We start from the raw sequence: 7101 nt of genomic DNA, 5'->3' as shown, positions 1-7101 counted from the left end.
GACGTAAAGCGAAGCAGTCTGGACACCCACCCCCGCAGGACCGCCACCGCAGCCGACAGCCCCGCGCAGCGGCCCCGCCCGCCGCAGGCGCAACGACGAGAAAGCCGACGACGTCGGAAGGCACCCGGCCGCCAGACCACGGCGGCAAAGCCGACAACGTGGGAAGACCGCCAGCCGCTTAGCGCGAAATGCCCTCGTACCCCGCGACATCCCGCGGGCTGCGGGCCGCAGGCCCCACGTACCGGGCCGACGGCCGGACCAGCCGGCCCGTCCGCTTCTGCTCCAGGATGTGCGCGCTCCAGCCGGCGGTCCGGGCGCAGGTGAACATCGAGGTGAACATGTGCGCCGGGACCTCCGCGAAGTCCAGCACGATCGCCGCCCAGAACTCGACGTTGGTGGCCAGCACCCGGTCCGGGCGGCGGTTGTGCAGCTCCTCCAGCGCGGCCTTCTCCAGCGCCTCGGCGACCTCGAAGCGCGGCGCGGCCAGCTCCTTGGCGGTGCGCCGCAGCACCCGCGCCCGCGGGTCCTCGGCGCGGTAGACGCGGTGGCCGAAGCCCATCAGCCGCTCGCCCTGGTCCAGGGCCTTGCGGACGTACGCGCCGGCGTCGCCGGTCCGCTCGATCTCCTCGATCATGCCGAGGACGCGGGACGGCGCCCCGCCGTGCAGCGGACCCGACATCGCGCCGACCGCGCCAGACAGCGCCGCCGCCACGTCCGCGCCCGTGGAGGCGATGACCCGGGCGGTGAAGGTGGAGGCGTTCATGCCGTGCTCGGCGGCCGAGGTCCAGTAGGCGTCGACGGCCTTGACGTGCTTGGGGTCGGGCTCGCCGCGCCAGCGCTTCATGAAGCGCTCCACGACGGTCTCCGCGGTGTCGATCTCTCTCTGCGGCACCATCGGCAGGCCCTGGCCGCGCGCCGACTGGGCGACGTACGACAGCGCCATCACCGCCGCCCGGGCGAGGTTGTCGCGGGCGGTCGCCTCGTCGATGTCCAGCAGCGGCTTCAGGCCCCATACGGGCGCGAGCATCGCCAGCGCGGACTGCACGTCCACCCGGATGTCACCGGAGTGCACGGGGATCGGGAACGGCTCGGCGGGCGGCAGGCCGGGGTCGAACGCCCCGTCCACCAGCAGTCCCCAGACGTTCCCGAAGGACACCTGACCGACGAGGTCTTCGATGTCGACTCCGCGGTAGCGGAGCGCGCCGCCCTCCTTATCCGGTTCGGCGATCTCCGTCTCGAACGCGACGATTCCCTCGAGTCCGGGTACGAAGTCGGACATCAGGCGGCTCCCTCAAGATGGGTACGGCATACGGTCCCTGACCGGCTGCCGTACGGACGAGTCTGGTGTGCGGTGCCGGTGCGGTTACACGGCTGCGCGGGCAGCTCGCGGTCCACGCCGGTCACCCCGGTGCTGCCCGCCGGGGCAGGGGCCACGCGACGGTCCTGCCCGGGCGGGTCGGGCCGCGGGCGGACGGAAGCGGTTGCTGCGGCGGGGCCCTGCTGTGGTGCGGGTGTTCGGGCCGGACGGAACACGATAGCTCCCCCTGTCCGGGGGCCACAGTGGACCGGCCCCGATTTTGGCGGGTCCCCCACCTGCGGGGAAGCGTGACGTCCGGCACACTGATCGATTCGCCGACCGGAGGGTTACGGCCGGTCGAGCAGGGGCAGACTTCCGTCCCTCCCAGCTGACCGTGCGGGACCCGATGCTGCAAGATGAGGCCGTGCACCCAGCCGACGCGCCTCACGCCGAGACCCCCGATCCCTCCACCATGCGCGCGCACTACCGCGCCGAGGGACTCGCCGAGTCCGACCTCGCCGCCAGCCCCTACGACCAGTTCGCACGCTGGTTCAAGGACGCGACCGTGGCCGGTCTGCACGAACCGAACGCCATGGTCGTCTCGACGGCGGACCGCGCCGGCCGGCCCAGTTCACGGACGGTGCTGCTCAAGGCGTTCGACGACCGCGGCTTTGTGTTCTTCACGAACTACCACAGCCGCAAGGGCCGTGAACTCGCCGAGAACCCGCACCTCTCCCTGCTCTTCCCCTGGCACCCGCTCGCCCGCCAGGTCGTGGTCACCGGCACCACCGAGCGCATCGGCCGGGACGAGACCGCCGCCTACTTCCGCACCCGCCCGCACGGCTCCCAGCTCGGCGCCTGGGCCAGCGACCAGTCGTCGCCGGTCGCCTCGCGGGAGGAACTGGAGCGTGCCTACGAGGAATTGGCGGCCCGCTACCCGGAGGGCGAGCAGGTGCCCGCGCCGCCGCACTGGGGCGGCTACCGGGTCGCCGCCGAGACGGTCGAGTTCTGGCAGGGCCGGCTCAACCGCCTGCACGACCGGCTGCGCTACGTACGCGGGACGGAAGCGGAAGCCGGCGGCGGATCGGGTGACGAGGCCGGGGGCGTGACCTGGCGGGTGGAGCGGCTGGCGCCCTGACCCGGGCGGGTCGGGCGGCGCGGGTCGGGAGCCGGGCCGCCTGCCGCGGTGCCGCCCGGTCCGGGCGGCGGGCCCGTAGGGGCCCCTCAACGCAGACGACCCGCGGGCTGCCTCCTCCGCGCTCTGTGGCGCGAAGGGTCGGTCGGACGAACCGACAGCCCGCGGGTCGGGTGACTGCTTGGGATTGGCCGGCTGCGCATCTGCAGTATGCGCTGGTCCGGCGCTGCACTTCGGTGAAGCGACGGGCCGCTAGCCCGCAGCCACCTCACGCGTCCGGTGCGAAATCATTGGCCGAACCACCTCCCTTCTCGTGTGCTCCACACATTAGGAAGTGCCTCCGCGTCGCACAACAGAATTTTTCCGGAGGCAACGATTTCCGCGAATCGGGTGTGCGCTGTGTCACGTTCCAGTTGAATGTTCCCAGGTGGAGCACGTACGGCCGCGTCATAAGGGGTGCCAGTGACTGCTTCGTCAGCTTCTTCCGGGCTTTCCGGCCCGTCCTCCTCGGCGTCTCCGGCGTCCTCGGCGCGCTGTGCCGCGGACGAGACCGAGGACTCGGGCCTGCTCGCGGCGCTCCTGGACGGCATGGACGCCGCCCTGGTGGCCTTCGCCGCGGACGGCACGGTCACCCACTGGAACCACGAGGCCGCCCGCATCCTGGGCTGGACCACCGAGGAGGCCGTCGGCCGCACCGGCCTGACCGGCTGGGCGGTCCGGGTGGAGGACGCCGACGGCATCGAGGCCGCACTGGCCGCCGCCATGCGCTCCCCGGGACGCCAGGTCCATGAATTCGCCCTGCTCACCAAGGACGGCCACCGGGTCCTGGTACGTACCCAGTCCTCCGCGGTCCGCGGCCCCGGCGGCCGGGTCGCGGGCGTGTACTGCGCCTTCAGCGAGGTGCACACCCAGATCGACCTGGAGCGGTCCATCGCGCTCAGCGAGGCGCTCTTCGAGGACGCGTCCTGGGGCGTGGTGCTGGTCGACGCCGATCTGCGGCCCGCCGTGGTCAATGCGCACGCCGCCCGCACCCTGGGCGTGGGCCGCACCGCCCTGCTGGGGCGCCCGCTGGGCGAACTGCTGGTCCAGGGCGTCGAGGAGCTGGAGTGCGCGCTGCAGCACGTCCTGGCCGAGGGCGCGCCGCCGGCCGTCGCCGAGCTGTGGGTGACGCTGCGCTCCGAGGAGGCCGAACTGCCGCGCCGGTGCTGGCGCAGCGGCTTCGTCCGGCTGGCCTCGCCGCTCGCCGAGGAGCCGGTGCCGCTCGGCGTCGCCTGGCTCTTCCAGGACATCACCGAGGCCAAGCGCACCGAGCAGGAGAACTCCCTGCTCCGCTTCCGCGCCCGCCAGCTGCACCGCGCCGGCCGGGCGGCGGCGGAGTGCCCGGACCCCGCCGAGGCCGCCGCCGTCCACCTCGACTTCGCGCTGGCCGGCTTCGCCGACCACGGCCTGGTCGACCTCGCCACCAGGCCCGGTCCGGCGCCCTACGGAGCGGTCCCCGACGACCTGACGGACGACGGCGGGTGGGACGTTGACCCGGGGGACGGCATCGGGCGGTCCGATGTGGCGGCCGGCGGCGAGGACGGTCCCGCGGGCGCGGGAGGGGAAGCGGGGACGGGAGGGGGAGGCGCAGCCGCGGGCGCGGAGTGCGCCCTGGTGCGGACGCTGGCCTCCCCGGCCGGTTCGCCCGGCCCTTCCGAGGCGTTCTCGGCGACCGGCATCCCCGTGCCGTACGCGTCCGGCCATCCGGCGGTCCAGGCGTACCGGCGGCGTGGCCCGGTGCGTACCAGCGCCGGCGCCGCCCCGGCCGAGGGCTGGGCCGCGGCCCGTCGCTGGCCGGACGGCACCGTGCACGGGCTGTGCACGGTGCTGCGCAGTCGCGGCCGCACGCTCGGTGTGCTGACGTTCCTGCGCTCGCCCGCGCGCCGGCCCTTCGACCGTGCCGACGCGGACTACGCCGAGGAGGTCGCGGCCCGGATCGCGACCGCGCTGGACCTCTCGGGCGCCGCCTCCCGCTGAGACAGCGCCTCCCTCCGAGGCGTGCCTCCCACTAAGGCGGTGCCACCCACTGCGGCGGTGCCGGCCGCTCAGGCCCGGTAGAAGATCCGGTCCGCATAGGCGCTCATCACCCCGGCGTTCCAGTCGTGCCCGCCGTCGACGTTCCCGGAGCGCAGCAGCGGCGGGTCGATGCCCCGCTCGGCGAGGGTGCCCGCGGCCGTGGCCACCACGGCCTGCATGATCGCGCTGGTGACCACCGTGGAGGCGGGCGCGAACGGCGCGTCGATGCCCGGCAGCGTCAGCTCCGCGTCACCGACCGGGATCCGGCTGTCGAGGACGAGGTCGCAGTGGTCCTTGAGGTAGCTGCCCGAGGAGTGCCGGGAGGCGGTGGCGTCCGCGTACGCCACCGACGTCACGCCGATGACCTTGATGCCCAGGACCCGGGCGTGGATCGCCATCTCCACGGGCAGCGCGTTGCGCCCCGACAGCGAGATGATCACCAGTACATCGCCGCGCCCCAGCGGACTGGTGTCCAGGACCGCCGAGGCCAGCCCGTCGACCCGCTCCAGCGCACTGCCGAGCGTCGCGGGCCGTACGTCCACGCCGACGACGCCGGGGACGGACAGCAGGTTCATCACGGCCAGCCCGCCCGCCCGGTAGACCGTGTCCTGCGCCGGCAACGACGAGTGCCCGGCACCGAAGGAGAAGACCCGGCCGCCCGCCGCGACGGTGTCCGCGATCAGCTGCCCGGCCGCGGCGATCCGTTCGCCCTCCTCGTCGCGGACCTGCCGCAGCAGCTCGATCGCGGCGTCGAAGTACTTCCCGGCCAGCCGGTCGCTCCGGTCGCTGTCAGCCATTGCCGCGGGCCCCTCTCTTCGGGTCTCTTCGGGTCTCATCGGGTCTCGTCGGAACTGCCTGGGATCGCGCGGGACCCCGCCGGACCCCGTGGGGTCCAGCCGGATCCCGTCGCACCCGGTCGGATCGCGTGGGATCGCATGGGTCTGGTGCAGGCGCGCCGGACGGGCCCGAGCCACGCCGTAATTGATCAGTGGCGCGGATCACGTTGCGGTCTGGACCAGTGCCCTGTCAATACGGCCGCGGGTGCGGGGCACGGGCCGAAGGCCCTGCGGCCGGAGCACCGGCCGGTGCTCCACCGGGGGTTCCGGACCGCGGAGCGCCGAGCCCCGGCCCGGACATCGGCCCGCTGAGGTCAACGCGGCCCCTGCGCGGGGTCCACACGATCGTGCGGGTCCGGCCCGCGGACGAGGAGGCACCGTTGTCAGTGGGATGCGTCAGAATTGAGTCCAGGGCCACCGCACCACACATCGAGGGGCACGCATGTCCGGACTGATCGACACCACGGAGATGTATCTCCGCACCATCCTCGAACTGGAAGAGGAAGGTGTGGTCCCCATGCGCGCCCGCATCGCGGAGCGGCTCGAACAGAGCGGCCCGACGGTGAGCCAGACGGTCGCGCGCATGGAACGAGACGGGCTGCTGACGGTCGCCGGCGACCGGCATCTGGAGCTGACGGAGGAGGGCCGCCGGCTGGCGACCCGGGTGATGCGCAAGCACCGCCTCGCCGAGTGCCTGCTGGTCGACGTCATCGGGCTGGAGTGGGAGCAGGTGCACGCCGAGGCCTGCCGCTGGGAGCACGTGATGAGCGAGGCGGTCGAGCGCCGCGTCGTCGAACTCCTGCGGCACCCGACGGAGTCGCCGTACGGCAACCCCATCCCGGGCCTCGAGGAGCTGGGCGAGAAGGCCGAGGCCGACCCGTTCCTGGACGCCGGCATGGTGAGCCTGATGGACCTGGACGCCGGGGCGGACGGCAAGACGGCCGTGGTGCGCCGGATCGGCGAGCCGATCCAGGCGGACGCCCAGCTGATGTACACCCTCCGGCGGGCCGGTGTGCAGCCGGGCGCCGTGGTGAGCGTGACGGAGTCGCCGGCCGGAGTGCTGGTCGGCAGCAGCGGCGAGGCCGCCGAACTCGCCTCCGAGATCGCCTCGCACGTCTTCGTCGCCAAGCGCTGACCGGCCGGCCGGGCCACTCGCCCCACCGGACGGGCCGCCCCTCGTGCGGCCCGTCCCGGGTGACGGCTCCGCGGCCGACCACTGACATCCCCCGCCGACCACTGGCGTCCTCCGCAGATCACTGCGGTCCCGGGCGGACCACTGACGTCCCGTGTCGGCGCACGACGAACGCGGTGGCGACGCCGGTGATCGCACCGCGGTAAGTCGCTGGTGTCCCCGCCGCGGAAGTCCCGCCGTGAACCGTGACCTCGCCCACGCCGGCCGAACACGCCTTTTTCCCTTCCCGCGCGCTGCCCGCAGCGCCCCGCAGGCCCGCTGAGCTGCGTCGACGTCAGGCCGGCCTGGTACACCAAGTCCTTGTGTGTTCAACGGACTTGTGCGAATCCGTGCGATTCCGCTGGTCTCGTGGCACGCTGGCGCATGGCCATGCATCGGCCTGTCCTTGCCAGGGAGGGGGCTGGGGTGCATCCGCTGAGTTCGGACGGTCAGGGCCCCGGCGCTGCGAGCAGCCGGGGCCCCGCCTCCCCATGTCCCCCACCCAAGACCCGGAGCCCCGAGCTCCCAGGGTCTTCCCCCGCGGGCCCCCTTCCCGGTAGGGCCCGCCTCCCGGCAGATGTCTCCCCGTGCGGAGCGCGGCCAATCC

At 73.5% G+C, this 7101-nt stretch carries 5 protein-coding genes; 3 read left to right on the top strand and 2 right to left on the bottom strand.

Annotation, left to right across the window (positions count from 1 at the left end):
* Positions 1-178 precede the first annotated feature (178 nt).
* Positions 179-1279, bottom strand: a complete 1101-nt coding sequence (locus AB0G84_RS30605; protein ID WP_361327916.1) for a citrate synthase 2 — start codon at positions 1277-1279, stop codon at positions 179-181.
* A gap of 490 nt (positions 1280-1769) precedes the next feature.
* Between AB0G84_RS30605 and pdxH the strand changes: the two genes are divergently transcribed.
* On the top strand, positions 1770-2435 hold the full coding sequence (gene pdxH, locus AB0G84_RS30600; RefSeq protein WP_361327935.1) for a pyridoxamine 5'-phosphate oxidase: 666 nt from the start codon (positions 1770-1772) through the stop codon (positions 2433-2435).
* 561 nt (positions 2436-2996) lie between these two features.
* Entirely contained in the window at positions 2997-4448 is a 1452-nt protein-coding gene (locus tag AB0G84_RS30595) for a PAS domain-containing protein (protein WP_361327932.1), read from the top strand.
* Positions 4449-4516: 68 nt separating this feature from the next.
* Here AB0G84_RS30595 and AB0G84_RS30590 read toward each other — a convergent pair whose 3' ends face one another.
* The gene (locus AB0G84_RS30590; protein WP_361327914.1) at positions 4517-5284 is read right to left on the bottom strand and encodes an SIS domain-containing protein; all 768 of its coding nucleotides are present in this window, start codon (positions 5282-5284) and stop codon (positions 4517-4519) included.
* A gap of 481 nt (positions 5285-5765) precedes the next feature.
* Here AB0G84_RS30590 and AB0G84_RS30585 point away from each other — a divergent pair, with 481 nt between their 5' ends.
* On the top strand, positions 5766-6458 hold the full coding sequence (locus AB0G84_RS30585) for a metal-dependent transcriptional regulator (RefSeq protein WP_361327911.1): 693 nt from the start codon (positions 5766-5768) through the stop codon (positions 6456-6458).
* Positions 6459-7101 lie beyond the last annotated feature (643 nt).

The sequence above is a fragment of the Streptomyces sp. NPDC020742 genome (assembly GCF_040641675.1).
Classification (GTDB): domain Bacteria; phylum Actinomycetota; class Actinomycetes; order Streptomycetales; family Streptomycetaceae; genus Streptomyces.
This window is presented reverse-complemented; position numbering and strand designations above follow the sequence as displayed.

What these genes read in the sequence shown, in the direction of transcription:
- AB0G84_RS30605 (WP_361327916.1), bottom strand. Translation starts at nt 1,279, where the DNA reads ATGTCCGACTTCGTACCCGGACTCGAGGGAATCGTCGCGTTCGAGACG.
- pdxH (WP_361327935.1), top strand. Translation starts at nt 1,770, where the DNA reads ATGCGCGCGCACTACCGCGCCGAGGGACTCGCCGAGTCCGACCTCGCC.
- AB0G84_RS30590 (WP_361327914.1), bottom strand. Translation starts at nt 5,284, where the DNA reads ATGGCTGACAGCGACCGGAGCGACCGGCTGGCCGGGAAGTACTTCGAC.
- AB0G84_RS30585 (WP_361327911.1), top strand. Translation starts at nt 5,766, where the DNA reads ATGTCCGGACTGATCGACACCACGGAGATGTATCTCCGCACCATCCTC.